Raw genomic sequence first — 25,133 nt, forward strand, 5'->3', positions numbered from 1 at the left:
AAATGGGGGATCTAGCAATAGATTTCTGTGGTGAATGGTACGAACCGTCCGATGAGGAAATCTTCAACATCGGCCGCGAGGGCGACCTTGAAGTGGATGACAACCCATACCTTCACCGCCAGTTCCTGCAGGTGGCCCGCTACGACGGGATCTGGTGGCTGAGCAACGTGGGCGGGATGCTGTCCGCCACGGTCGCCGACGGTTCCGGCGGGATGCAGGCCTGGCTGTCGCCGGGTGCGCGCATCCCGCTGGTGTTCCGCCACACGAACGTCATTTTCACCGCCGGGCCCACCACATATGAGTTCGCCGTCCACCTCAAGACGCCGTCCTTCCGCCAGGAATCACGGGAGGACGACAGCAACGGCGACACCACCATCGGCCCCGTGGTCTTCACCGACTCGCAGAAGGCCCTCATCGTGGCCCTGGCCGAACCCATGCTGCGGCGGGAAGGGACCGGATTCAGCGCCATCCCGTCCTCGGCCGCAGCGGCCAGGACCCTGGGCTGGGCACTCACCCGGTTCAACCGAAAGCTCGATAACGTCTGCGACAAACTTGACCGCGTGGGGGTAGTGGGCCTCCGCGGCGGCGGCGGGAAACTGGCCACCAACCGGCGCGCGAGGCTCGTCGAGCACGCAGTCACGTCGCACCTGGTCACTCCCGATGATTTGTACTTACTGGAAAAGATGAGGGGCGTGGACGAAGGATGAGGATCCGGCTGACACTCCGCCGGGACCCGGCGGAAACCAAGGACCTGGCCGTCACCGTCGACGGTCTGGCCACGGTGGCGGATATCGCCACCCAGCTGTGGGTCGCGGACCCCGACCGCAAGGGATCACCGGCACCGGAAAACCTTTCGCTCCGCATCGACGAGGCCTTTGTAGGCGGCGGCATGCGCGGCAGCGTCCTGACCCGCGCGGACAACCTGTTGGAATCGGGCCTGCGGCCGGGGTCCGTGGTGTCCCTGACCGAGGTCAGCGAACTCTTCAACGCACCCGGCGCCAACCGCGGACCCGCGGCGGCCACCCTGCGGATCCTTTCCGGGCCCGACGTCGGCCAGGAATTTTCGCTGCCCTCCGGCACCAGCTACATCGGGCGGGACAGGGACGTGGACATCCGGCTCACGGACCCGCTGACCTCCAAACGCCACGCCCGCATCACCGTGGGCGAGAGCGTGGAGATCGTGGATACGAACTCCGCCAACGGCCTCCTGATGGACGGTCTTCCGGTCACCCGGGCCACCCTGAACTCCTCGGACACGGTGACGCTGGGGGAGACCACCGTGACCGTGGTGCCGCTGGGCCGCAACCAAGCGGCAGCACCGACGTCGCCCCTTGTCGATTTCAACCGCTCCCCGCGGGTCGTTCCGCGCTTTGAGGCGCCCAAGCGCGTGCCCCCCGCCGGACCCAAGCGTCCGGACCACCAGCCGTTCCCGTACATCATGCTGATGGCGCCGCTGCTGATGGGCGGCATCATGTTCGCGGTCACGCGGAACATCCTGTCGGTGGTGTTCATGATGATGATGCCGCTGTTCATTGTGGGTCACTATGTGGACCACAAGATGCAGACCAGGCGCCAGCAGAAGGAACAGCTCAAACAGTTCCGGGAGTCCATGGCGGCGTTCCGGCAGGACATCACCGAACTGCAGCACGTGGAACGCGCGGTCCGCCTGCAGGAAGCGCCGTCCGTCAGCGACACCGTGGATTCCATCTACAAACTCGGTCCGCTGCTGTGGACACACCGCCCCGAGCACACCGGGTTCCTGGGCCTGCGGTTCGGGCTCGGCACCGGTACGTCACGCATCCTGTTCGAGGAACCCAACAGCAACGACACCGAAGCTGAATTCATGCGCGAGATCCAGGACTGCCTGAAGCAGTTCAGGGACATCGAGGGTGTCCCGGTGGTCTCCCAGCTGCGCAGCGCCGGGTCCTTCGGCGTGGCTGGGGCCCGGGGCCTGGTTGACGACGTTGCCCGCGGCATGGTCCTGCAGTTTGTGGGGCTGCATTCGCCCGCGGAGGCCGTGGTGACAGCCATAACGTCGGCGCAGTCCCGGCAGCGCTGGGACTGGCTGCAGTGGCTGCCCCACGTGGGCTCCGGCCACAGCCCCCTCAACGGCGACCATCTCGCCGCCGGTTCAGCCAGCGGGTCATCCCTCGTGGCCAGGCTCGAGGACCTGCTTGACGCACGGGAAGCCATGGCAAAGCGCTCCACCCCCGAACACCGCGGATCCGTGGACCCTGCCAAGGACGAGATCCCGGCTCCGGTGCTGCCGGCGGTCCTGGTCATCGTCGAGGACGACGCTCCGGTGGACCGGGGCAGGCTGACCCGCCTCGCCGAGCGCGGGCCGGACTCCGGCGTCCACGTGATGTGGGTGGCCACCGACATCCAGGCACTCCCGGCCGCCTGCCGGGACTTTATGGTGGTGGACGGCGAAAACGGCACCACCACAGGGCAGGTACGGCTGGGACGGCACACGTACCCCGTGAGCTGCGAAAGCCTTGACTCCGACCTGGCCGCGCAGCTGGCCCGGATGCTGGCGCCCGTGGTGGACGTTGGCAAGCCGGTCAGCGACGACTCCGACCTGCCGCGTGCGGTGTCCTACGCCACCCTGATCGGCAAGGACTTCCTGGACAACCCGCAGGCCGTGGCGGAGCGCTGGGTGGAGAACAATTCAGTCCACGCCTCGGCGGTCCCCAACCGGAAGGACAAAGGTACCCTCCGGGCCCTGGTGGGTTCCAAGGGCATCGAGCCGCTTTACCTGGACCTGAAAAACGAGGGCCCGCACGCGCTGGTGGGCGGCACCACCGGCGCCGGCAAATCGGAGTTCCTGCAGTCCTGGGTCATGGGCATGGCCGCGGCTTACAGCCCGGACCGGGTGAGCTTCCTGTTTGTGGATTACAAGGGCGGCGCGGCCTTTGCCGATTGCCTCAGCCTGCCCCACACCGTGGGCCTGGTCACCGACCTGTCCCAGCACCTGGTCCGCCGCGCCCTGACCTCCCTCCGTGCGGAGCTGCACTACCGCGAGCATCTGCTCAACCGCAAGAAGGCCAAGGATCTGCTCGGGCTCCAGCGCGAGGCCGACCCGGAGGCGCCGCCGTACCTGATCATCGTTGTGGACGAATTCGCGGCGCTCGCCACCGAGGTCCCCGAATTTGTGGACGGCGTGGTGGACGTTGCCGCCCGTGGCCGGTCCCTGGGCCTGCACCTGATCCTGGCCACACAGCGTCCCGCCGGCGTCATCAAGGACAGCCTGCGCGCCAACACCAACCTCCGGGTTGCCCTGCGCATGGCGGACGAGGACGATGCCACCGACATCCTCGGCGTGCCTGATGCGGCATACTTTGACCCGTCCGTCCCGGGCCGCGGCGCCGCCAAGACCGGGCCCGGGCGGATCCAGGGGTTCCAGACCGGATATGCCGGCGGCTGGACTACCGAGAAGCCCCAGCGTCCGCAGATCGACATCGTGGAAATGGCCTTCGGGTCGGGGCCCAGCTGGGAGGCGCCCGCCCCCGAGAAGCCCGTCACGGAAGCTCCGGCCGGCCCCAACGACATCGCCAGGATGACCACCAACATCGTCCGGGCCGCGGAATCGCTGGCCATCCGGCCACCGCGCAAACCGTGGCTGGACGAGCTGGCCAAGACGTACGACTTCTCCAAGCTGCCGAACCCCCGGACGGACGAACGGCTGCTGCTGGGCGTGGCGGATGATCCTGCCCGCCAGGAACAGCCCACCGTGTTCTACGAGCCGGACCAGGACGGCAACATGGCCATCTACGGCACGGGCGGCTCCGGAAAGTCCGCTGCCCTGCGCGGTATCGCGATTGCCGCCGCCGTCACGCCCCGGGGCGGGCCCGTGCACATCTACGGGATCGATTGCGGTTCCTCCGGGCTGAAGATGCTCGAAGAGCTGCCGCACGTCGGCGAGATCATCAACGGTGACGACGTCGAACGCGTCGGCCGGCTGCTCCGCCTGCTCCGGGACATCGCCGACGAAAGGTCCGCCCGGTTCGCCGAGGTCAGGGCCTCCACGATCGTCGAATACCGGACCCTGGCCAACCGCCCGGACGAGAAGCGGATCTTCGTGCTGCTGGACGGCATATCGGCGTTCCGCGAAACGTACGAATTCAGCCGCCTGTCCGCACTCTGGGACGTCTTCCTGCAGCTGGCCACCGACGGCCGTCCCCTGGGGATCCACTTGGTGGTCACCGGTGACCGGCCGAACGCCGTACCGGCGACATTGCTGGCTTCCATCCAGCGCCGGCTGGTGCTGCGGCTGACGTCCGAGGACGACTACATGTCCATGGACGTCGCCAAGGACGTCCTCACCAGCTCCTCGCCGCCGGGGCGCGGCATGCTGGGCGGCTACGAGGTCCAGCTGGCCGTCCTGGGCGGCAACTCCAACCTGGCGCTGCAGGCCCGCGAAGTCCACAAGCTCAGCCAGGCGATGCTGCGCCAGGGGCTGGAATCGGCACCGAAAATCCAGCGGCTTCCCGAACAGGTGGATCTGGACGTGCTGCCTCCCGGCAGCCCGGACCTTCCCGTCATCGGCGTCGACGACGAAACCTTGCAGCCGGCCGAGATCATGGCCCAGGGACCGCTGCTGCTGGCGGGTCCGCCAGGGGCCGGCAGGACGGTGGCGCTGGTGACCCTGGCCTACGCGCTGCGCCGCTCCAACCCGGACACGGAGCTCGTGTACATCGGCTCGCGCCGGTCCGCGGTGGCGTCGCTGCCGCTCTGGAACCGTTCCGTGGTGGGTGCCGATGACCTGGCCGAGATCATCGAGGACCTCACGGAGCACTCTTCCGGGAACCCCGGGAAGCTGGCGATCTTCATCGAGGGCCTGACCGAGTTCACGGATACCGTGGCGGAATCGGGCGTTTCGCAGCTCGTGACGGCGTCCATCAAGGCCGATCAGTGGGTCATCGGGGAATCGGAAACGTCAACCTGGTCCTCCGCCTGGTCGCTGTCGCAGCCCTTCAAATCCGGACGCCGGGGCCTGCTCATCAACCCGGGCGACATCGAAGGGGACAGCCTGCTCAACACGTCGCTGGGCCGGGTCAGCCCGGAGTTCATACCGGGCCGCGGCTACATCGTGGGCCGCGGCAAGGCACGGAAACTGCAGATCGCGCTGCCGCCGGAAAACAGGGGCTGAGCCGTTGCTTCCCACGGGCCCGTAAATCTATTGGATTTGCGGGCCCGTGCCGCGTTGTAGGAGACTACCGGAAACACTGTTCGCTCCGGCAGGGGGGTGCCGCGCGCTGTCGAAAAGGTAACCATGATCCGATCCACATCCGTGCTCCGCGACGTGTCCGCTGCTGCGGCCGCTGCGGTGCTGGCGCTCCTGGTTGGCCTTTCGGCGGCGGTCCCGGCGCAGGCCGAAGACGGCGAACCCACGCCGCAGTTGTGCCTGCTGAACTGTGAAACGGCCAGCACTGAGCCCAGGGATCCGGGCAAGGGCAAACCTGAAGTGCCGCCGGTAGTCCCGTCCCCAGTTGGCCCAACCCAGCCCCCGGCACCCGCGCCCGTGGCGCCAGCACCGGTACCGGTTCCCAGCCTCGCCCCGGAACCGAGCGTTTCGCCGACTGAGGAATCGCCGTCGGCCGCGCCCAGCACCACCATCCCCAGCCCGCCGTCGTCCGCAACTTCGTCCACGGAATCGAACTGGAACAAGCCAGTCGCCAAGTCGGCCAAGCCCACACAGGCCGCCGCCGTTTCCCGGAACGACGGCTCCGGCCTCTTCGGCGGCCCCGGCCTGCTGGCCATCATGGCGGGCGTAGTGCTGGTGGGAGTCGCCGGCCTCGCCTTCGCCTGGTGGAGCCGGAACCGCCTCTCCTCACACTGACCTTTGTTATCCGGTGATCGAGCTTGTCCTGCCCCGCGGCATTTAACGGCAGGGGCACGGCGGCGCAGTGGGCGTTTGGGCGCAATGTCGGGGCGGTAAGGCAAGATAGGTCTGTGAGCACAGCACCGGTCCCCGCAGAGGAAAAAGCAAACAGCACTGAGGAACTAACCGAGCCGGACGCCATCCCCGCTGGGTCAGTGCGCGAAGAATATGAGAACCTGACGGACCTGGTCAGGAAGTACCGGTTTGCGTACTACCAGGAGGACGAACCCCTGGTCTCCGACGCTGAATTCGACGAACTGTTCCGGCGCCTGGAGGAGATCGAGGCCCTTCATCCGGAGCTGGTAGCCAATGATTCGCCTACGCAGGAGGTTGGCGGGGAAGTCTCAGCCGCGTTCGCCGCGGTCGAACATCTGCAGCGGATGTACAGCCTCGAGGACGTCTTTTCCCTGGAGGAGCTGGAGGCCTGGATCACCAAAGCCGAGGCCGGCGTCAGCAAGCTGGGGGACACGGCTCAGCTCGCGTGGCTCACGGAACTGAAGATTGACGGCCTCGCGGTCAACCTGTTGTACCGCGACGGGAAACTGGTCCGGGCGGCCACCAGGGGTGACGGAACCACGGGTGAGGACATCACGCACAACGTCCTGACGATCAAGGAAATCCCGACGGAACTGACAGGCACCGGCTTTCCCTCGGAGGTGGAAATCCGGGGCGAGGTCTTTATCCCTTCCAAGGCTTTTGCGGAATTCAATGAGGCACTGATCGAAGCCGGCAAGGCGCCGCTGGCCAACCCCCGGAATGCCGCCGCCGGTTCGATCAGGCAAAAGGATCCGGCGGAAACCGCCAAGCGTCCGTTGCGGATGTTTGTCCATGGCATCGGTGCGCGCGAAGGGCTGGAAACCCTGAGCCAGTCCCAGACCTACGCCGTGCTGGAAGAATGGGGCCTTCCCGTCAGCCCGTACTTCGAGGTTCTCGGGGGCCTGCCGGAGATCCTTGCCTTCATCAAGCGCTATGGCGAACAACGGCACAACCTCATGCATGAAATCGACGGCATTGTGGTCAAGGTTGACGATCTCGCCACCCAGCGTGCCTTGGGCTACACCTCACGCGTTCCCCGCTGGGCCGTCGCCTACAAGTACCCGCCGGAAGAGGTCCACACCCGGCTGCTGGACATCCGTGTCCAGGTGGGCCGTACCGGCCGTGTGACCCCGTTCGGGGTGCTGGAGCCGGTGAAGGTGGCCGGTTCCACCGTGGCCCGTGCCACGCTGCACAACCAGGACGTGGTCAAGGCCAAGGGCGTGCTGATCGGCGACGTCGTGGTGCTGCGCAAGGCCGGAGACGTCATCCCGGAGATCGTTGGCCCCGTTTTGGCGCTGCGCAAAGGCCGTGAGGGCGAACTGCGCGAGTTCGTGATGCCCACCGAATGCCCCTCCTGCGGCACGGAGCTCGCCCCCTCCAAGGAGGGCGACATCGACATCCGCTGTCCCAATTCCAGATCCTGTCCCATCCAGCTGACGGAGCGCGTGGCGCACCTGGCCGGCCGCGGTGCCTTCGACATCGAGGCCCTCGGCGGGGAAGCTGCCGTGGCACTTACCGATCCGGCCGAGCCCAGGCCAGGCCCGCTGGTGAGCGAATCGGAGCTCTTCTCCCTAACCGCGGCGGACCTGGAGCACGTGCGGATCCTGCGCGAGAAGCGTTCCAAGGGCGTGGGCACCGGCGTCTTCGAGCTGGTCCCGTACTTCTGGACAAAGGCAACGGCCAAAACACCGTCCAAGCCCACTGCAACCACGAACAAGCTCTTCGACGAACTGACCAAAGCTAAGACGCAGCCGCTGTGGAGGGTGCTCGTTGCCCTGTCCATCCGGCACGTTGGTCCCCGCGCCTCACGGGCCCTTGCCACCGCGTTCGGCACCATGGACGGCATCCGGAACGCCTCCGAGGAAGACCTGGCCCATGTGGACGGCGTCGGCCCAACCATCGCGGCCGCACTGAAGGAGTGGTTCGCCGAGGACTGGCACGTGGAAATCATTGAGCGCTGGGCCGCGGCCGGGGTCCGCATGGCGGACGAGCGCGACGAATCCATGCCGCGGACCCTGGAAGGCTTGACCATTGTGGTTACCGGCTCCCTGCCGAACTTCAGCCGGGACGAGGCCAAGGAAGCCATCCTCACCAGGGGTGGCAAAGCTGCCGGCTCGGTCTCCAAAAACACCAGCTACGTCGTCGCCGGCGAAAGCGCGGGCACCAAACTGGACAAAGCCGAACAGCTTGGAATTCCCGTCCTGGACGAAGACGGCTTCCGGGAACTCCTTGCGAACGGCCCGGCCCCCGCTGCCGAAGCCACGCCCATACCAACGCCCACAGAATCAGAAGAGGCAGCCGTATGAGCCATCCGGACCTCAACACCGAACTGCTTGCGGTGGCCCGGCAAGCAGCCGCCGCCGGCGCCGCCGTGCTGGCTTCCCGCAATGGCGAGACGCTGGACGTCAGCAACAAAGGCGACGCCGGCGACTGGGTTACGGCCTTTGATGTCGCCGCGGAGAATGCCGTCCGGGATGCCATCACGGCCGCCCGTCCACAGGACACCATCACGGGGGAGGAGCACGGCACCACCCGGCCCGCTGCCCCCACCGGCTACCGCTGGTCCATCGACCCGCTGGACGGTACCACCAACTTCATCCGGAACATCGTCTACTACGCCACCTCCGTGGCAGTGGCGGATGCCGACGGCGTCTGGCTGGCCGGCGTCGTCAACGCCCCGGCGCTGGGCCGCGTCTACTACGCTGCCCGCGGCCAGGGTGCGTGGCTGGAAGAAGGCGGCCGGGTGAAGCAGCTCCAGGGCCCGGCGCCGGACCGCGCCGGGCAGATCCTCGCCACCGGCTTCAGTTACGACCCCGCCATCCGCGCCGAGCAGGCTGCACTGCTGGGCAGTCTCATGGATGGATTCGCCGACGTCCGGCGGCTGGGCTCCGCGGCGCTGGACCTCTGCATGGTGGCTGACGGGACCCACGACGCCTACGGCGAACGCGGGCTCAACGAACATGACTTCTCCGCCGGTGCGCTGATTGCCGAGGAAGCCGGTTGCTGGGTCCGGCGTCCCCGGCTGGCCAGTCCGCTGGACGGCGGACCCGCCGACGAGGACAGGCTGGCCGCCTGGACCTGCGCCGGGACCTTGGCGCTGTCCGGCAAGTTTCCGCTGTGACGGTGCTGCGCCACTAACATTGTCAGGTGCAATCGCAAATAACCATCCGACCGGCCGTTGAGGCAGACTTCCAGGCCATCGCCAGGATCACCGTGGACTCGTACCTGGCAGCAGGGTATTTCGACAGCGCGGACCATCCCTATATGCAGCAGATCCAGGATGTTGCCGCACGTGCCGCGAAGGCCACGATCTGGGTGGCCGAGCGGGACCGGCAAGTGGTGGGTTCCGTGACGCTGGCACTGGCAGGTGAACCGTTCGCCGACATCGCCCTGCCGGATGAGCTGGAGTTCCGGATGCTGGTGGTGGATCCGGCGGTTCAGCGCAGCGGCGCAGGCAAGGCCATGGTGGAAGCCATCATTGCGCATGCGAAATCGCTGGAGGGGATCACGGGCGTGGCCCTCACCACCGGCGGGACCTGGGAGAGCGCCCATGGCCTCTACCGGAAGACAGGCTTCAAACGAGTCCCCGAGCGTGACTGGCTGATTCCGGGCACCGACATAAAGCTGCTGGTTTACCGGCTTGACGTCCAGCCAACCTAAAGTGGTGCCGACTCGTTTTCGGCACTGAAAGGCCCACCATGCGTAAAACATTCGGCACCGGCTCCGTCTGGGAGCAGACCCTCGGCTACTCCCGCGCCGTCCAGGTGGACAACACGCTCTACATTTCCGCCACGGCCGCCAGCGGCGAGGACGGCATCGTGGGCGAGGACTTCTACACGCAGACCCAGTACGTCCTGCAGAAGCTCGGCGTGGTCCTGGCCGATGCCGGCTTCAGCTTCGAAGACGTGGTCCAGTCCAAGCTGTACCTGACGGACATCAGCAAATGGGAAGAGGCCGGCCGCGCCCACGGCGAAGTCTTCGGCGAGATCCGCCCCACGCTTGCCCTCGTGCACGTCCTGCCGTTCCTTGACCCGAAGATGCTCGTCGAAATTGAGCTCGTGGCCCAGAAGAGCGCCGGCTAGCAGGCCTCGCTCAAGGGGGTGCAGCTACTGGGCCGGGAGGCTGTAGCGGTGCTCCGGGCGTCCGGTGGTTCCGTAACGCAGTTGGATGTCGACGGCGCCGTCGTCGGCCAGCGAGGACAGGTACCTTTGCGCCGTGGCCCGGGAAACCCCCACGCGGGTGGCCACCTCCACCGCCGAATACTGTTCGCCGGCAACCAGCGATTCCAACACCGCGGCCTCGGTGGCGGAGCGGGGTTTGGCCGCCGGCGTCCCGTCCCCCGGGATCAGCGCCCGTTTGGCCCGCTCCACGGAGCCCTGGTCCAGGGCCCCGGGCTGGCCAAGCAGCCTGCGGTACCGGGCATACGAACGTAGCTGCTGCGAGAGCGACTCGGCGGTAAAGGGCTTCAACAGGTACCCGAGGGCGCCGCGGCGGAACGCTTTCCGCAGCGACTCGGCGTCCGATGCGGCACTGAGGATCATGGTGTCCACGTCCAGCTGCTGCAGCAGGTCGAGGCCTGAGGCGTCCGGCAGGTAGACATCCAGCAGCACCAGGTCCGGGCGGAGGCTGTGGATCGCCTGCAGCGCCATGGATGCCGACCCCACCGGCGCCAGGGCCAGGAATCCCGCCACCGAATCCACATACGTTGCGTGCAGCTTGGCCACGTGGAAATCGTCGTCCACAATCAGCACCCTGAAGTCCTCAGGCATCATTGTCCTTTCCAGCTAAATCCTGGGTCCCCGCAGGTGTCCCGGCGGTGGTCCCGGCCGTTGTGCGTGGCAGGGAAGCCATAAACACGGCACCGGGTCCGCCTGGTGTCCCCGGCTCCAGCAAGCGGACGTCCCCGCCGCGGCGCCTGGCCAGCTTCCGGGCCAGGGCCAGGCCCAGCCCCTGTCCGCCACTCCGTCCACCGGCAGCCGCCGGAGCCGGCACCACTGGGCCAGCCGCCGTCGTAAATCCCTCGGCGAAGACCGCTTCCGCATTCGTCCCGGCGGCCAGCCCGTCGCCGGAATCGGCGACGACGATGTGCAGCGTCCCGCCGTCGTCGTGCGGTTCATCCAGCACCTCCAGCTCCACCCAGCGATCCGGGGAGGAGCCAGCGACGGCGGCGTTCACCGCGTTGTCGATCAGGTTGCCCAGTACGGTGGTCACGTCCTGCGGCTCGGTGACCTGGCCGCGGACCAGGGTTTCGGGGCCGATCCGCAGCGTCACACCGCGCTCATCGGCCTCCACACCTTTGGCACCCACAAAGGCCTGCAGGTACGGGTCCTGCAACAGTTCCGCCTGGTCCACCGGGAACTTCAGCGGCCCCGTGGCGGCCAGCCCGGTCAGGTACTCGCGGGCCTGTTGGTGCTGCCCGATGCTCATGAGGCCGGCGATAGTGTGCAGCTGGTTGGCGAATTCGTGGCGCTGGGCGCGCAGGGCCGTGGACATGGTGCCCACGGCGTCGAGCTGCCGGGTGAGCTGCTGGAGTTCGGTGCGGTCCCGGAGCATCACCACCCACCCCAGGTCCTCACTTCGATGCAGGGCCTTGCGGGCGCTGGCCACCAGGACGCTGCCGCCAGCCACCAGCACAATGGCGTCCGCCTCTGCAGCGTCCGGCCGCGTCAGGGCCCTGAGCTGTTCAGGCACCGGAGCGTCCGCCCACGGCGTCCCGGAAAGGTCCGGCTGCTCCAAAAGGCGCTGCGCCGCTGCGTTGAACACGCTGATCCTGCCGTCGGCCGAAACGCCGATGACGCCGTCGTCCACGCCCTGCAAAACGGCAATCTGGTCGTGGACCAGCATGCTGATTTCCTCAGGCTCCAGGCCCAGCGTCAGGCGCTGGAGACGGCGCCGCAGCAGGAACGAGGCCAGCACGCCCGCCAACAGGGAACCGCCTGCGGTCAGCCCTACGGGTCCGACGTCGCGCGAAACGCTCTGACCCACGCTCTCCATGGAGTAGCCCACGCTGACCTCCCCGACAACGGTGCCCGTGCCAGTGCCGGGCGCGTAAACAGGAACCTTGGCGCCGGCAGACGGGCCCAGTGTCCCGGTGTTCCTGGTGGTGACCTCCTGGCCGGCGAGGGCCTGCGACGGGTCGGTGCTGACCTTCTCACCCAGCCGGTCCGGATCCGGGTGCGCCAGGCGCAGGCCTGTTTCGTCGGTGATCACCACAAACAGTGCCCCGGTACGGGTCCGGATCGCCTCGGCGGCTGCCATCAGCGGCCCGGCGAGGAGCACGGCGGGCGGGGGAGTGCCCGCGCCCGCGCTGATGGCCAGCACGTCAGCCTGCACGGAAGGATCCGCGGCGACGGCGCGGGCGAGCGTCAGGGCCTGGTTTTCCGCCTCGCGGCCCACCCGTTCGTAGGTCAGCCAGGCGTGGACGGCGGCGCTGAGCAGCACCACCAGCAGGACCACGCCCAGCTGAAGGAGGAGGGTCTGCGTGGAGAACCGCAAAGGCGGTGTGCGTGCAGAACGCGGCATGGTTCTCCCTTCCTCAGGTATTGGCGTGAGCACAATGCGCAAAATGCTTCGAATAAGCAGTATGCCAATCAAATGAGCCAAAGGCACGGCGGTGACGTCCGCCACTATAACGTCTGTAGCACGCGTCACACCGTAGTGTCGCCGTTCACACGAAGGAGCCGGCCGTGCTGGTATTACTTGGATTCGCCATGATCGCGGTATTCATGGTGCTGATCATGACGAAGAAGTTGACGCCAGTGCTGGCGCTGATCATCGTCCCCACCGTTTTTGGCCTGTTTGCAGGCGCCGGTCTTGGCATCGGGGACATGGTACTGGACTCGATGAAGTCCATGACGTCCACCGCAGCCCTGCTGATGTTCGCCATCATCTACTTCGGCCTGATGATCGACGTCGGGCTCTTTGACCCGCTGGTGAAGTTCATCCTCCGCAAGCTGGGCAACGACCCAGCCAAGGTGGTCCTCGGCACTGCCATCCTGGCGGCCGCTGTGTCCCTGGACGGCGACGGCTCCACCACCTTCATCCTCACCACCGCAGCCATGCTGCCGGTCTACCTCCGCCTGAAGATGAGCCCGGTGGTCCTGACCTGCGTGGCCGGCCTGGCCAACGGCACCATGAACATCCTGCCGTGGGGCGGTCCCACGGCCCGCGCCGCCACCGCCCTCAAGCTGGACGTCAACGACGTTTTTGTCCCCATGATCCCGTCCCTCATCGCCGGCCTGGTAGTGGTCTTCGGCTTCGCCTGGCTGCTGGGCCTGCAGGAACGCAACCGCCTCCGCGCCATCGCACCGGAAATCTGGGGAACGCCGGACACGGCAGAGCCGTTCACTGCTGAAAAGTTCACCGGCGGCACTTCCGACGGCGGCACCGCCGCTGCCTCCGCCGGTACCGGCCGCAGTGGGTCACGTACGCCCGGAACCGGAAGTCCCGCCGTCGGCGGCTACTCTCCGGAAGGTTCGTCAGTGGCTGTCCTGGAACGCACCGAAAGGCTGGTGGAAGAACAGGACGGCGGGCTTGCCGATACCGCCCTGGACCCCAACCGCTCCACGCTCCGCCCGAAACTGTCCTGGTTCAACCTTGTCCTGACGGTCGCCGTGATGGTGATGCTGGTGGCAGACCTTGTGCCGCTGCCGTTCGTCTTTATGGTCGGCTCGGCCATCGCCCTGATGGTGAACTTCCCCAGGGTCAAGGAGCAGGGCGCGCAACTGATCGCCCACGCACCGTCCATCGTGGCAGTGGTCAGCATGGTGATGGCAGCGGCAGTCCTGACGGGTGTCCTCAAGGGCACCGGCATGGTGGAAGCGATGTCCGCGTGGCTGGTCCAGATCATCCCTTCCGACATGGGCCCCTTCATGGCAGTGATCACCGGCGTGCTCAGCATCCCGATGACGTTCTTCATGAGCAACGACGCCTTCTACTTCGGCGTCCTGCCCGTGCTCAGCGAGACCGCCGCGCACTACGGAATCAGCGCCGCCGAGATGGCGCGTGCCTCCATCACCGGCCAGCCGTTCCACCTGCAGAGCCCGCTGGTTCCGGCCATCCTCTTGCTCGTTTCGCTGGCCAAGGTGGACCTGGGCGACCACCACAAGAAGGTCCTGTGGCGCACCGCAGTGGTTTCCCTCGTCATGTTGGGTGTGGGAATGCTGACGGGAGCCATCGGGATCGGTTAGTCTGTAGCTGCCTGTGGCCGGTCCCCGTGACCGGGACCACGGCACCGAGGTGCCCGTCTGATGCCCGCTGGGGGTCGTCAGACGGGCACTGACGTTTCCCCACTAGACTGGTTCGGAAAACAATCCGAACCTGCAGGGGAGATCCATGGCTGCGATCAACCGTGACGATGTTGCGCACCTCGCGCAGCTCGCTCACATCGAGATGAGTGCTGAAGAGCTGGACAGGATGGCCGGCGAACTCGCCGTCATCGTTGATTCAGTGAAGTCCGTGAGCGAAGCCGCCGGTGATGACGTCCCGGCAACCTCCCACCCGATCCCGCTGACCAACGTGTTCCGCGAGGACGTTGTGGGCCACACATTCACCGCGGAGCAGGCACTCTCGGGGGCTCCGGATTCCGATGAGAACCGTTTCAAGGTCCCGGCAATCCTGGATGAGGCATAACCAATGACTGACACCAACGAACTCATCCGCCTGTCCGCCGCGCAGCTGGCCGGCATGCTGGCCGCCGGCGAGGTCACCTCCGTCGAGGTCACGCAGGCTTACCTGGACCGGATCGCAGCTGTCGACGGCGGCGAACGCGGCGTGAACGCGTTCCTGCACGTCAACACCGAAGAAGCGCTCGCCGTCGCCGCCGAGGTGGACGCCATCCGTGCCGCCGGCGGCGCCGCGGCCGAGGAACTCCACGTACTCGCCGGCGTGCCGATCGCGGTCAAGGACCTCATCGTCACCATCGGCCAGCCCACCACGGCAGGCTCCAAGATCCTCGAGGGCTGGCACAGCCCCTACGACGCCACGGTGGTCAAGCGTCTCCGTGCCGCAAAAATGCCCATCCTGGGGAAGACCAACCTGGACGAATTCGCCATGGGTTCCTCCACCGAGCACTCCGCCTACGGCCCCACCCGCAACCCGTGGGACCTGGACCGGATCCCCGGGGGCTCCGGCGGCGGTTCGGCTGCGGCCGTTGCTGCTTTTGAGGCCCCGCTGGCCCTCGGCACGGACACCGGCGGATCCATCCGCCAGCCCGGCGCCGTCACCGGCACCGTGGGAGTCAAGCCCACCTACGGCGGTGTTTCCCGTTACGGTGCCATCGCCATGGCTTCCTCGCTGGACCAGATCGGCCCGGTGTCCCGTACCGTCCTGGACTCGGCACTGCTGCACCAGGTCATCGGCGGGCATGATCCCTTTGACTCCACCTCCCTGCCCGATCCCCTGGAAGACCTCGTCGCCGCTGCCCGCGTGGGCAATGTCGAAGGCATGCGGATCGGCATCATCAAGGAACTCCACGGCGAGGGCTACCAGGCCGGCGTCGAGAACCGCTTCAACGAATCCCTGGAACTGCTGAAGCAGGCCGGTGCGCAAATTGTTGAGGTGTCCTGCCCCAACTTCCGGTACGCCCTCGGGGCCTACTACCTGATCATGCCGTCGGAGGCCTCCTCCAACCTGGCAAAGTTCGACGGCGTCCGGTACGGCCTGCGTGTCCTCCCCGAGGACGGACCCATGACCATCGAACGCGTTATGGGAGCCACGCGCGCCGCCGGCTTCGGCGACGAAGTCAAGCGCCGCATCATCCTGGGCACCTATGCCCTGAGCGCCGGCTACTACGACGCGTACTACGGGTCGGCCCAGAAGGTGCGCACCCTGGTGCAGCGCGACTTCGAGGCCGCGTTCGCGCAGGCCGACGTCCTGATCTCTCCCACGGCGCCCACCACGGCGTTCAAGCTCGGGGAGAAACTGCATGACCCGCTGGCGATGTACCTCAACGACGTCGCCACCATCCCCGCCAACCTGGCCGGCGTGCCCGGGCTGACCCTGCCCGGCGGCCTGGCGGACGAGGACGGCCTTCCCGTCGGCATCCAGCTGCTGGCTCCGGCCCGCGAGGATGCCCGGCTCTACCGGGTGGGTGCTGTCCTGGAATCCCTGCTTGAGGCACAGTGGGGCGGCCCGCTCCTGGACAAGGCGCCGCCGTTGGTTGAGACCCTTGTTGACGCCAAGGAGGCAAAATAATGAGCATGGACGCAACCCTGAGCTTCGAAGAGGCCATGGAGAAGTACGATCCCGTCCTGGGTTTTGAGGTCCACGTGGAACTCAACACCAAGTCCAAGATGTTCTCCTCCGCGCCCAACGTCTTCGGCGATGAGCCGAACACCAACGTCAACGAGGTGGACTTGGGCATGCCCGGCGTGCTGCCGGTAGTGAACAGGGTCGCGATCGAGTCCTCGATCAAGATCGGCCTTGCCCTGAACTGCAAGATCGCGGAATCCTGCACGTTCGCCCGGAAGCAGTACTTCTATCCGGACACTCCCAAGAACTTCCAGACGTCACAGTACGAGGACCCCATCGCGTACGACGGCTACCTGGACATCGAACTGTCGGACGGGACCATCTTCCGCGTGGAGATCGAGCGCGCCCACATGGAAGAGGACGCCGGCAAGCTGACGCACATGGGCGGGGCCGCCGGCCGCATCCAGGGTGCCGACTTCTCGCTGGTGGACTACAACCGTTCCGGCGTTCCGCTGGTGGAGATTGTCACCAAGCCAATCGAGGGTGCGGGTTCCCGAGCCCCGGAGCTGGCCAAGGCCTACGTGGCCGCCGTCCGGGAGATTGTCAAGAACCTTGGTGTGTCGGACGCGAAGATGGAACGCGGCAACGTGCGCTGCGACGCGAACGTTTCGCTGCGCCCGCACGGCCGCGAACGCTTCGGCATCCGCTCCGAAACGAAGAACGTCAACTCGCTGCGCGCCGTCGAACACGCCGTCCGCTACGAGATCCAGCGGCACGCAGCCGTCCTGGATGCCGGCAACCCGATCATCCAGGAAACCCGCCACTGGCACGAGGACACGCGCACCACCACCTCGGGCCGGCCCAAGTCGGACGCCGATGACTACCGCTACTTCCCGGAGCCCGACCTGGTTCCGATCGTGGCGTCCCGCGAATGGGTGGAGGAGCTCCGCGCCACCCTGCCCGAGCCGCCGGCGGCCCGCCGCAAGCGGCTGCAGTCGGACTGGGGCTACTCGGACCTGGAATTCCGCGACGTCGTCAACGCCGGCGTGATGGATGAGATCGAGGAAACCATCGCCGCAGGCGCCACAGCCACCGTGGCCCGTAAGTGGTGGATGGGCGAGATCGTTGGCCGTGCCAAGAACGCCGACGTCGATCCCGGCCAGCTGGGCGTCCAGCCCGCCACCATCGTGGAGCTGAACCGGCTGGTCGAGGACGGCAAGATCAACAACAAGATGGCCACCGAAGTCCTGGACGGCGTGCTCGCCGGTGAAGGCACCCCGGCGGAGATCGTGGAGAAGCGCGGCCTCGCCGTCGTTTCCGACGACGGCCCCCTCCTGGAAGCCATCGACGCCGCCCTCGCCGCGCAGCCGGACGTCGCGGACAAGATCCGCGCCGGCAAACTCCAGGCGATCGGCGCCATCGTCGGCGGCGTTATGAAGGCGACCCGCGGGCAGGCCGACGCCGGCCGCGTCAAGGAGCTGATCCTCGCGAAGCTTGGAGTTGAGGGCTGAGCCGTAGGCCAAGCCAGGCGCTAAGCCACCTGTTTTAACCCAACTGGGTCGCAGTTAACGTCGTTATGAGCGCTCATGACGACGTCTACTGCGACCCAGTTTGGCTTTAAGTACTCACTTCCCGCCCGCAAAGTACGCGTATTCAGCGGAGCCTGCCGGTTCTAGACTGAAGATCCAGGGCGCCGGAGCCCTGCCCGTGCTGTGGGAGGAATGGCCATGTCGGTCCAAGAACCGTTGAGATTCCGCAAGGCTTTGCTGGCCGGCGTCATAGCGCTGGCGCTGACCGGCACGGGTGTGGCCATCGCCTGGTCCGCCACAGACACGCCATCGCCATCGCCGTCGCCGTCGGCCTCCGCGCCGGGGAAATCGGACAAGGCCAAGGGCCACCAGAAGCCGGCCAAGGCCCAGCGCCCGCAGCACCTGCACAGTGAAAGTGTGGTGAAGAAGGCGGACGGGACGTTCGAAACCGTGCTGGCCCAGCAGGGCACCGTGGAGGCCGTCAGCGAAACCTCGCTCACAGTCAAGAGCGAGGACGGTTTCACCCAGACCTACGCCGTCAACGCGGAGACCAGGATTATCAAGTTCCCCGCCCCGGCTGCGGACGGTTTGCCGGCAACGGGCGACGACGGCAAACGGCTGAAGCGGTCAGAGGTCACCATCGCGGAAATCGCCACGGGTGAGGCCGTCAGGGTCTCCGGTGTGAAGAACGGTGACAACGCCACCGCCCGGCAGATCGTCGAAGGCACGGGTCCGGGCCACGGAAAAGGCCTGGGCAAAGGGCACGGTCACGGGTGGGGCAAGGGCCTCGGCCACGCCAAGCGGCTTGCCCCCAAGTAAATAGCGCCAACTTTCGTTCTGAGCCTGAAAACGACAGTTGCGGCTACTCAGTTGGGTTAGCCCTGTTCCACCAGCCCGGTCATGATCGCCTGCAGCGCCTCGCACACAATCATCACCGAGCGGCGCTTCAGGTTCTCCGGTCGGGCCAGGATGTCGATCCGCCGCCGGGTGCTGATGCCCTCCAGCGGCCGCAGCACAATGCCCGGGTTGAGCACGGGCCGCGCCGTATGCCGCGGCAGCAGGCCCACCACACCGCCCGCCGCCACCAGCGCGGCCACGGTGGAGTAGTCGTTGATCCGGTGGACGATGTTCAGTTCCTTGCTGGAGACGGCCGCGACGGCGGACAGGACGTCGGCGGGGGAGTATCCGGTGTGGCTGGTCACCCAAGGTTCGCCCACGACGTCGGCCGCGGTGACAGTGCCTTGGCGGGCCAATCGATGGTCAGCCGGCAAGGCAACATCCAGCGGTTCGTGCGCCAGCGGAATCACCGCAACACGCTCCTCCGGCCAGCGCGGGCTGTGGTCCATCCGGTGCGCCAGCACCAGGTCGTACCGCGCCGTCAGCGCCGGGAAGTCCTGCTGCGCCACGTCCTCGTCGGAAAGCTGGATCCGCGGCTGGCCGGGGGCGTCCAGCATGCGTGCAAGCGGCGCGAACAGCGCCTGGCCCGCACTGTGGAAACCGCTGATGGTCACGGGGCCAACGGGCGAGCCGTGATAGGCGCCGATCGCGGTCCGGGCGTCCGCCATGGCACTGACGACGGCGGCACCTGCGTCGGCGAGCACCTGGCCCGCCTCAGTCAGCACCAGGTTGCGGCCCTCTTTCCGGGTCAGCGGAACGTCTACGTTGCGCTGCAGCAGTGCCAGTTGCTGGGACACCGCGGAGGGCGTGACCATCAGCGTCTCCGCCACCGCTTTCACGCTGCCCAGGGCTCCGAGTTCGCGGAGGATTTCCAGCTGATGAATTTCCATCCGTCCAGTCTATGCATTAGCGATCACTTCATCGTCGATTGAGAGAATACTGCTTGTGCTAATGCTTCGAAGTGGCTCTAATGATAGGGAGACCACACCCGCAGGCCGCGGGTTGCTGCCAACAGTCAGGAAGCCAATGAAGGCACTCTACAAGTCCGGTGCACACGCCGGGTTCGAGCTGGTTGACCGGCCCGAGCCCGAGGCCGGCCCCAGCGACGTCAAGATCCGGGTCATGACCACCGGGATCTGCGGCACCGACCTGCACATCCAGTCCTGGGATGCCTGGGCGCGGGGCATGATCCAGGCGCCGCTCATCGCGGGCCATGAATTTTACGGTGAAGTAGTGGAAATCGGCGACGGCGTCCGCGACGTCAAGGTGGGGGACCGGGTATCCGGCGAAGGCCACGTGGTCTGCGGGATCTGCAGGAACTGCCGCGCAGGCCGCCGCCAGATGTGCATCCACACCGTCAGCGTCGGTGTGCAGCGGGACGGCGCCTTCGCCGAGTACGTTGTCATCCCGGAGACCAACGTCTGGGTTCACCATGACCCCTCCATCACCCCGGAACTGGGCGCCATCTTCGATCCGTTCGGGAACGCCGTGCACACCGCCCTCAGCTTCCCGCTGGTGGGCGAGGACGTGCTCATCACCGGGGCAGGCCCCATCGGCCTGATGGCCATCGCGGTGGCCCGCCACGCCGGGGCACGCAAGATCGCCATCACCGATGTCTCCCAGCCGCGGCTCGAGCTGGCACGCCAGCTCGGCGTGGACCTCACCATCGACGTCTCCACCACGCGCGTCAAGGATGCCCAGCGTGAACTCGGGATGCGCGAGGGTTTCGACATCGGCATGGAAATGTCCGGCCACCCCACCGCCCTGCCTGAGATGATCAACAACATGAACCACGGCGGCCGCATCGCCATGCTCGGACTGCCCAGCCAGGACATCACCATCGACTGGGGCAAAGTGGTCACGCACATGCTGACCCTGAAGGGCATCTACGGCCGGGAAATGTATGAGACGTGGTACGCCATGAGCGCCATGCTCTCCTCCAACCCCGTGCTGCACGCCGGCATCTCAGCTGTAGTGACGGACAAGCTGCCCGCCGCAGAATGGGAAAAAGGCTTCGCCACCGCCCGCGCCGGCGTCGGCGGAAAAGTTGTCCTCGACTGGACCGAACTCTAAGGAGCACCATGTACACCTCCATCAAGGACCAGCTGCAGACTGAGCTGGACGACATCCGTACCGCCGGGCTCTTCAAGACCGAACGCAGCATCAACTCCCCGCAGTCCAGCCACATCACGGCAGGGCAGATCGGCCAACCCGGCGCCACCGTCCTGAACTTCTGCGCCAACAACTACCTGGGCCTCGCGGACCACCCGGACATCATCGCCGCGGCCAAAGCGGCCATGGACTCACGCGGCTTCGGCATGGCCAGCGTCCGCTTCATCTGCGGCACCCAGGACCTGCACCTTGAACTGGAAGCCAGGGTCTCCAGGTTCCTCGGGACCGAGGACACGATCCTGTTCTCCAGCTGCTTTGATGCCAACGGCGGGGTCTTCGAATCCCTCTTCGGCCCCGAGGACGCCATCATCTCCGATGCCCTCAACCACGCCTCCATCATCGACGGCATCCGGCTCTGCAAGGCCCAGCGGTTCCGCTACGCCAACCAGGACATGGCGGACCTCGAGGCCAAGCTCCTTGAAGCGAAGGATGCGCGGCGCAAGATCATCGTCACCGACGGCGTGTTCTCCATGGACGGCTACCTGGCACCGCTGGAGGCCATCTGCGACCTCGCCGAGAAGCACGACGCCCTGGTGATGGTGGACGACTCCCACGCCGTCGGCTTTATGGGTGCCACCGGTGCCGGAACCCCCGAGCACGCAGGCGTGTCCCAGCGCGTGGACATCTACACCGGAACGTTCGGCAAGGCCCTGGGCGGCGCGTCCGGCGGCTATGTGTCCGGCCGCAGTGAAGTGGTGGCCATGCTCCGCCAGAAAGCGCGCCCGTACCTGTTCTCCAATTCCCTGGCCCCCGCGATCGTCGCCGCCACCATCAAGGCGCTTGACCTGGTGGAGAATTCCGGTGACCTGCGGACCCGGCTCTTCGAGAACGCCCGGCTGTTCCGCCGCCGGATGACCGAAGAAGGTTTTGAACTCCTCGACGGCGAACACGCGATTGTCCCCGTGATGTTCGGGGACGCCGTAATGGCCGCCAAGGTGGCGGACCAGATGCTCCAGCACGGCGTCTTTGTCACCGCCTTCAGCTTCCCGGTGGTCCCGCGCGGCGCCGCCCGGATCCGTGTGCAGCTTTCAGCGTCTCACTCAGCGGACGACGTCGAAGCGTGCGTGCGTGCGTTCGTCGCCAGCCGTGCGGCGGTAGCAGGCTAACCCAGCCGGGTTTAACCCAGCCGGGCTAAACCTTACAGAGCAGGACCGGCGCGGACGCAGGGCAACTCTGCAAGGATGGAGCCATGGCAGCACACTACGACGTCCTGATTGTGGGCGGCGGCATCGCCGGCCTGTCCCTGGCCTCCGCGCTCGCCGGCAGCTGCAGCGTGGCGCTGGTGGAAGCGGAGCAGGAGCTGGCGTACCACACGTCCTCCCGCTCCGCCCGCCAGCTCATTCCGAGTTTCGGCCCCGAAGTGGTCCAGGAACTCACGGTCCGGACCCTGGAGCTGATGGCAGCCCGGGACGCGCAACTGCCAGAACCTGTCCTGACGCCGCGGAGCTTTATGCTCATCGGCACCGAGCAATCCGTCCGCGCCGAGGCCAGCGGCAATATGAGCGCCATCACGCATGACCGGGCACTGGAGCTGTGCCCGGCGCTGGTCCCCCGGGCTTTCTCCGCAGCAGGCCTGGACACCGGATCCTTCGGCTGCAACGCTCCGCTGCTGCTGGCCGACCACCGGCAGCGGGCTGAGGCCGCCGGCGCCGACATCATCACCGGCGCCCGCGTACATTCCGCCCAGCGGCTGGGCTCGGCCTGGGAGGTCGGCGCCGGGCAGGAAGCCTTCGAAGCCGGTGTGCTCGTCAACGCCGCCGGCGCCTGGGCCGATGAAATCGCCGTGATCAGTGGCGTTGAGAAGCTCGGGCTGCAGCCGTACCGGCGCACCGCGGCGATTGTCGACGTCGAACATCCCCTTCCCGAGCAAAGCCCCATGGTGGCCGCAGCTGACCACACGTTCTATTTCCGCCGGGAGGGCACGGACGTGCTGATCTCGCCGTCCGAAACGGTGCCCAGCGGACCCGAGGACGCCCGGCCGAGGCCCGGCGATATCGAGCGGCTGATCGTGAAGCTGAACCAGCTGACCACATTGGGAATCCGCGGAGTCCGGAGCGCGTGGACCGGCCTCCGGACCGAGGCAGCCGACGGCGTCCCCGTAGCCGGGTTCGACGCCGAGGCCCCCGGGTTCTACTGGCTGGCCGGTCAGGGCGGTTACGGTTTCCAGACGTCATCGGCCATGGCGGAGCTCGCCGCCGCCCAGATCCTGGCCGGACAGGGCGCCGGGCACCGGGCGGCCGCTCCGGCCCACGGTCCGGCATCCCGGACAGCGGAGGCGCTGGCCGCCACGCGCTGGTCCGTCCGGCGCTGAACAATGGAACCCATGAGCACCCTGATCACCAACATCGCCGAGCTGATGACCCAGGACCTGGAACACCGCGTCCTTAAAAAGGCCGCCGTGGTGATCGAGGGCGAACGGATCGCCTGGCTCGGTTCCGCCGCGGACGCGCCGGCGGCCGATGACGCCGTGGACGCCGGCGGCCGGGCCGTGTTGCCGGGCTGGGTGGATTCGCACACGCACCTGGTCTTCGCCGGCGACCGCACTGCGGAGTTCGAGGCGCGGATGGCAGGGGAGTCGTATTCGGCCGGCGGCATCGCGGTCACGATGAACGCTACCCGGCGGGCCTCCGATTTCGACCTCACCCGGCTGGCGATGGCGCGTGTGTCCGAGGCCGTGTCGCAGGGCACCACCTACCTCGAAACCAAGACCGGGTACGGGCTGGATATTGAGCACGAGGCCCGGAGCGCCCGGATCGCGTCCACCGTCGCAGACGAAGTCACCTACCTGGGCGCCCACCTTGTCCCCGCGGGCACCGACGCGGAGGCCTACACGGATCTCGTCTGCGGGCCCATGCTTGACGCCGTCCGGCCCTACGTCCGGTGGGCGGACGTGTTCTGCGAGGAAGGCGCCTTCACTGCGGAGCAGGCCCGCCGTGTGCTGGAGGCGTGCCGGGCCGCCGGACTGGGGATCCGCGTCCACGGCAACCAGCTCGGCCAGGGTCCCGGCGTGCAGCTGGCGGTGGAACTCGGGGCAGCCAGCGTGGACCACGTGAACTACCTGTCGTCCCGTGATGTGGCGATGCTGGCGGAAAGCTGGTCCGGCTGGAATCCGGAGAGCGGCACTGGTGCCCGCGGCACCGTGGCAACCTGCCTCCCCGCGTGCGATCTCTCCACCCGGCAGCCGCTGGCCCCGGGGCGTGAACTGCTGGACGCCGGCGTGCAGGTGGCGCTGGCCTCCAACTGCAACCCGGGCACCTCGTACACCAGTTCCATGGCGTTCAACGTGGCGACGGCTGTGCTGCAGATGCGCCTCAGTGTCCACGAAGCGGTGCGGGCCGCCACGTATGTGGGTGCGCTGGCGCTGCACCGGGAGGCAGGGTACGACGCCGACGGCGAACGGGCGGTGGGTTCGCTCGCCGTCGGGCATCGTGCGGACCTGCACATGCTGAACGCCCCCTCAGCAACGCATCTCGCTTACCGCCCGGGCATGCCGCTTACCTACGCCGTGTGGCGGGCAGGTGTACGGGCGCGCTAAGTACAGTCGCACTTAGTGATTGCGAGGTGATCATTTGTGCCTGTTATGATCAGATAACGTCATATATTGGTGACTGTTTGATCGCTGAGAGGCCCCCATGACACGCACTGACCGTCTGACGGCCATCCTGGACATTCTCGCCAAGACCGGCCAGGTGGAGGTGGAGGAGATTGTCACGCAGCTTGCGGTCTCGCCGGCCACGGCGCGGCGGGACCTGGACAGCCTGGCCAAGCGGCGGCTGCTGACCCGGACCCGGGGCGGGGCCACCACCGGCGCCCTGGCCTACGACCTCCCCGGGCGGTACAACCGTGACGACCACGCCGAAGCCAAGGAGCAGATCGCCCAGACCGCCTCGGCGCTGATTTTTCCCGGCGCGGTAATCGGTCTCTGCGGCGGCACCACCAGCACGGCCCTGGCTCAGATCCTGGCCACGCGCGAGGACCTCAACGCTCCCGGCCACCAGTCCACCCTGACTGTGGTCACCAACGCCATCAACATCGCTGCGCAGTTGGCTGTCCGCCCCAACATCAAAGTCATGGTGACCGGCGGCATCCTGAACCCCCGCTCGTACGAACTGGTGGGACCGTACACCGACATCATCATGCAGAAGGTGGTCATGGACATCGCCTTCATCGGCGTGAACGGCATTGACCCCGAGGTCGGTCCCACCAACACGGGGGAGGGCGAAGCCTCCGTGAATGCCCTGCTGGCCAGCCGGGCCCGGATCTCGTACGTGCTGGCCGACTCCTCCAAGGTGGGCGTCAGAGCCTTCGCCACCATGGACGGTTACGCGTTCACCCGCCTGATCACTGACTCCGGGATCTCCGCCGAGGACAAGGCAGCATTCGAAGCCAATGGCACCGAAGTGATCGTGGCCCCGCACTAAGGGACC

20 protein-coding genes are annotated in these 25,133 nt (G+C 66.9%); 17 read left to right on the forward strand and 3 right to left on the reverse strand.

Translation table 11 applies throughout. The features are described 5' to 3' along the window. Positions 1 to 2: 2 nt before the first annotated feature. The 7 genes from ASG77_RS18235 (at position 3) to ASG77_RS18265 (ending at position 9,999) form a co-directional block, all read left to right on the forward strand. Positions 3 to 707, forward strand: a complete 705-nt coding sequence (locus ASG77_RS18235) for a hypothetical protein (protein WP_056348169.1) — start codon at positions 3 to 5, stop codon at positions 705 to 707. Further along, positions 704 to 5,149 carry an FtsK/SpoIIIE domain-containing protein gene (locus ASG77_RS18240; RefSeq protein WP_056348171.1) on the forward strand — a complete coding sequence of 1,482 codons (4,446 nt, stop codon included), beginning with the start codon at positions 704 to 706 and terminating at the stop codon, positions 5,147 to 5,149. The genes ASG77_RS18235 and ASG77_RS18240 overlap by 4 nt, the downstream gene beginning before the upstream one ends. A 123-nt stretch (positions 5,150 to 5,272) precedes the next feature. Next, entirely contained in the window at positions 5,273 to 5,839 is a 567-nt protein-coding gene (locus tag ASG77_RS18245) for a hypothetical protein (RefSeq protein WP_156380375.1), read from the forward strand. A 113-nt stretch (positions 5,840 to 5,952) separates the two neighbouring features. Then, on the forward strand, positions 5,953 to 8,223 hold the full coding sequence (ligA, locus tag ASG77_RS18250) for an NAD-dependent DNA ligase LigA (protein ID WP_056348175.1): 2,271 nt from the start codon (positions 5,953 to 5,955) through the stop codon (positions 8,221 to 8,223). Then, positions 8,220 to 9,038: an inositol monophosphatase family protein gene (locus tag ASG77_RS18255; RefSeq protein WP_056348176.1), complete on the forward strand. Its 819-nt coding sequence runs from the start codon at positions 8,220 to 8,222 to the stop codon at positions 9,036 to 9,038. The genes ligA and ASG77_RS18255 overlap by 4 nt, the downstream gene beginning before the upstream one ends. A 26-nt stretch (positions 9,039 to 9,064) precedes the next feature. Next, positions 9,065 to 9,577: a GNAT family N-acetyltransferase gene (locus tag ASG77_RS18260; protein ID WP_056348181.1), complete on the forward strand. Its 513-nt coding sequence runs from the start codon at positions 9,065 to 9,067 to the stop codon at positions 9,575 to 9,577. Positions 9,578 to 9,615: 38 nt separating this feature from the next. Beyond that, positions 9,616 to 9,999: a RidA family protein gene (locus ASG77_RS18265; protein ID WP_056348182.1), complete on the forward strand. Its 384-nt coding sequence runs from the start codon at positions 9,616 to 9,618 to the stop codon at positions 9,997 to 9,999. 24 nt (positions 10,000 to 10,023) lie between these two features. Here ASG77_RS18265 and ASG77_RS18270 read toward each other — a convergent pair whose 3' ends face one another. Together ASG77_RS18270 and ASG77_RS18275 are read right to left on the reverse strand one after the other, a co-directional pair. After that, positions 10,024 to 10,686, reverse strand: coding sequence for a response regulator (locus tag ASG77_RS18270; RefSeq protein ID WP_056348460.1), 663 nt, complete (start codon positions 10,684 to 10,686; stop codon positions 10,024 to 10,026). Beyond that, entirely contained in the window at positions 10,679 to 12,439 is a 1,761-nt protein-coding gene (locus tag ASG77_RS18275) for a sensor histidine kinase (protein WP_056348183.1), read from the reverse strand. The genes ASG77_RS18270 and ASG77_RS18275 overlap by 8 nt, the downstream gene beginning before the upstream one ends. Before the next feature lie 164 nt (positions 12,440 to 12,603). Here ASG77_RS18275 and ASG77_RS18280 point away from each other — a divergent pair, with 164 nt between their 5' ends. The 5 genes from ASG77_RS18280 to ASG77_RS18300 all read left to right on the forward strand — a co-directional run bounded on the left by ASG77_RS18280 (position 12,604) and on the right by ASG77_RS18300 (position 18,456). After that, complete coding sequence (locus tag ASG77_RS18280) at positions 12,604 to 14,106, forward strand: CitMHS family transporter (protein ID WP_056348185.1); 1,503 nt, start codon at positions 12,604 to 12,606, stop codon at positions 14,104 to 14,106. Between the two features lie 145 nt (positions 14,107 to 14,251). Next, entirely contained in the window at positions 14,252 to 14,548 is a 297-nt protein-coding gene (gatC, locus tag ASG77_RS18285) for an Asp-tRNA(Asn)/Glu-tRNA(Gln) amidotransferase subunit GatC (protein ID WP_056348187.1), read from the forward strand. Between the two features lie 3 nt (positions 14,549 to 14,551). Further along, positions 14,552 to 16,111, forward strand: coding sequence for an Asp-tRNA(Asn)/Glu-tRNA(Gln) amidotransferase subunit GatA (gene gatA, locus ASG77_RS18290; protein ID WP_056348189.1), 1,560 nt, complete (start codon positions 14,552 to 14,554; stop codon positions 16,109 to 16,111). Further along, positions 16,111 to 17,619 (forward strand): Asp-tRNA(Asn)/Glu-tRNA(Gln) amidotransferase subunit GatB, encoded by a 1,509-nt coding sequence (gene gatB, locus ASG77_RS18295; protein ID WP_056348191.1) that lies wholly within the window; start codon positions 16,111 to 16,113, stop codon positions 17,617 to 17,619. Before gatA ends, gatB begins: the two co-directional genes overlap by 1 nt. Positions 17,620 to 17,835: 216 nt before the next feature. Next, on the forward strand, positions 17,836 to 18,456 hold the full coding sequence (locus ASG77_RS18300) for a hypothetical protein (RefSeq protein ID WP_056348193.1): 621 nt from the start codon (positions 17,836 to 17,838) through the stop codon (positions 18,454 to 18,456). 56 nt (positions 18,457 to 18,512) lie between these two features. Here the strand turns inward: ASG77_RS18300 and ASG77_RS18305 are convergent, their stop codons facing one another. Further along, entirely contained in the window at positions 18,513 to 19,424 is a 912-nt protein-coding gene (locus ASG77_RS18305; protein ID WP_056348196.1) for a LysR family transcriptional regulator, read from the reverse strand. Between the two features lie 136 nt (positions 19,425 to 19,560). On the opposite strand from ASG77_RS18305, the gene tdh reads away from it, so the two are divergent. From tdh to ASG77_RS18330, 5 genes are all read left to right on the forward strand, one after another. Then, positions 19,561 to 20,607, forward strand: coding sequence for an L-threonine 3-dehydrogenase (gene tdh / locus ASG77_RS18310; RefSeq protein ID WP_056348198.1), 1,047 nt, complete (start codon positions 19,561 to 19,563; stop codon positions 20,605 to 20,607). 8 nt (positions 20,608 to 20,615) lie between these two features. Then, complete coding sequence (locus ASG77_RS18315; RefSeq protein ID WP_056348200.1) at positions 20,616 to 21,812, forward strand: glycine C-acetyltransferase; 1,197 nt, start codon at positions 20,616 to 20,618, stop codon at positions 21,810 to 21,812. Between the two features lie 83 nt (positions 21,813 to 21,895). Further along, entirely contained in the window at positions 21,896 to 23,017 is a 1,122-nt protein-coding gene (locus ASG77_RS18320) for an NAD(P)/FAD-dependent oxidoreductase (RefSeq protein WP_056348202.1), read from the forward strand. Positions 23,018 to 23,029: 12 nt separating this feature from the next. After that, positions 23,030 to 24,241, forward strand: a complete 1,212-nt coding sequence (hutI, locus tag ASG77_RS18325) for an imidazolonepropionase (protein ID WP_056348203.1) — start codon at positions 23,030 to 23,032, stop codon at positions 24,239 to 24,241. Positions 24,242 to 24,338: 97 nt separating this feature from the next. Beyond that, a complete protein-coding gene (locus ASG77_RS18330; RefSeq protein WP_056348205.1) occupies positions 24,339 to 25,127 on the forward strand; it encodes a DeoR/GlpR family DNA-binding transcription regulator in 789 nt (262 codons plus the stop codon). The last annotated feature ends 6 nt before the right edge of the window (positions 25,128 to 25,133 follow it).

The sequence above is a fragment of the Arthrobacter sp. Soil762 genome (assembly GCF_001428335.1).
Classification (GTDB): domain Bacteria; phylum Actinomycetota; class Actinomycetes; order Actinomycetales; family Micrococcaceae; genus Arthrobacter.

Bases quoted from the DNA above. Each gene is read 5' to 3' on its own strand.
- gatB (WP_056348191.1), top strand. From the start codon at position 16,111: ATGAGCATGGACGCAACCCTGAGCTTCGAAGAGGCCATGGAGAAGTAC.
- ASG77_RS18270 (WP_056348460.1), bottom strand. From the start codon at position 10,686: ATGCCTGAGGACTTCAGGGTGCTGATTGTGGACGACGATTTCCACGTG.
- ASG77_RS18240 (WP_056348171.1), top strand. From the start codon at position 704: ATGAGGATCCGGCTGACACTCCGCCGGGACCCGGCGGAAACCAAGGAC.
- ASG77_RS18255 (WP_056348176.1), top strand. From the start codon at position 8,220: ATGAGCCATCCGGACCTCAACACCGAACTGCTTGCGGTGGCCCGGCAA.
- hutI (WP_056348203.1), top strand. From the start codon at position 23,030: ATGAGCACCCTGATCACCAACATCGCCGAGCTGATGACCCAGGACCTG.
- ASG77_RS18330 (WP_056348205.1), top strand. From the start codon at position 24,339: ATGACACGCACTGACCGTCTGACGGCCATCCTGGACATTCTCGCCAAG.
- ASG77_RS18305 (WP_056348196.1), bottom strand. From the start codon at position 19,424: ATGGAAATTCATCAGCTGGAAATCCTCCGCGAACTCGGAGCCCTGGGC.
- ASG77_RS18235 (WP_056348169.1), top strand. From the start codon at position 3: ATGGGGGATCTAGCAATAGATTTCTGTGGTGAATGGTACGAACCGTCC.
- ASG77_RS18245 (WP_156380375.1), top strand. From the start codon at position 5,273: ATGATCCGATCCACATCCGTGCTCCGCGACGTGTCCGCTGCTGCGGCC.
- ASG77_RS18275 (WP_056348183.1), bottom strand. From the start codon at position 12,439: ATGCCGCGTTCTGCACGCACACCGCCTTTGCGGTTCTCCACGCAGACC.
- ASG77_RS18265 (WP_056348182.1), top strand. From the start codon at position 9,616: ATGCGTAAAACATTCGGCACCGGCTCCGTCTGGGAGCAGACCCTCGGC.
- gatC (WP_056348187.1), top strand. From the start codon at position 14,252: ATGGCTGCGATCAACCGTGACGATGTTGCGCACCTCGCGCAGCTCGCT.
- ASG77_RS18320 (WP_056348202.1), top strand. From the start codon at position 21,896: ATGGCAGCACACTACGACGTCCTGATTGTGGGCGGCGGCATCGCCGGC.
- tdh (WP_056348198.1), top strand. From the start codon at position 19,561: ATGAAGGCACTCTACAAGTCCGGTGCACACGCCGGGTTCGAGCTGGTT.
- gatA (WP_056348189.1), top strand. From the start codon at position 14,552: ATGACTGACACCAACGAACTCATCCGCCTGTCCGCCGCGCAGCTGGCC.
- ASG77_RS18300 (WP_056348193.1), top strand. From the start codon at position 17,836: ATGTCGGTCCAAGAACCGTTGAGATTCCGCAAGGCTTTGCTGGCCGGC.
- ASG77_RS18315 (WP_056348200.1), top strand. From the start codon at position 20,616: ATGTACACCTCCATCAAGGACCAGCTGCAGACTGAGCTGGACGACATC.